Below are 664 nucleotides of genomic sequence, written 5' to 3'. Positions count from 1 at the left end.
ACTCTAGAAAGGAGGTGATCCAGCCGCACCTTCCGATACGGCTACCTTGTTACGACTTCACCCCAGTCACGAATCCTACCGTGGTAAGCGCCCTCCTTGCGGTTAAGCTACCTACTTCTGGTAAAACCCGCTCCCATGGTGTGACGGGCGGTGTGTACAAGACCCGGGAACGTATTCACCGCGACATGCTGATCCGCGATTACTAGCGATTCCAACTTCATGCAGTCGAGTTGCAGACTACAATCCGGACTACGATACACTTTCTGGGATTAGCTCCCCCTCGCGGGTTGGCGGCCCTCTGTATGTACCATTGTATGACGTGTGAAGCCCTACCCATAAGGGCCATGAGGACTTGACGTCATCCCCACCTTCCTCCGGTTTGTCACCGGCAGTCTCATTAGAGTGCTCTTGCGTAGCAACTAATGACAAGGGTTGCGCTCGTTGCGGGACTTAACCCAACATCTCACGACACGAGCTGACGACAGCCATGCAGCACCTGTGTGCAGGTTCTCTTTCGAGCACTCCCAAATCTCTCCGGGATTCCTGCCATGTCAAGGGTAGGTAAGGTTTTTCGCGTTGCATCGAATTAATCCACATCATCCACCGCTTGTGCGGGTCCCCGTCAATTCCTTTGAGTTTTAATCTTGCGACCGTACTCCCCAGG

1 rRNA gene is annotated in these 664 nt (G+C 53.8%); it reads right to left on the bottom strand.

Annotated elements, in window-relative coordinates:
* Positions 1–7: 7 nt before the first annotated feature.
* Positions 8–664, bottom strand: a 16S ribosomal RNA gene (locus tag GTP27_RS23285); the annotation flags it as partial.

Source organism: Duganella qianjiadongensis, from assembly GCF_009857915.1.
In the GTDB taxonomy this organism is placed as follows: Bacteria; Pseudomonadota; Gammaproteobacteria; order Burkholderiales; family Burkholderiaceae_D; genus Rugamonas; species Rugamonas qianjiadongensis.
Note: the sequence above shows the minus strand (reverse complement) of the source record. Positions and strands in the feature narration are given on the sequence as shown.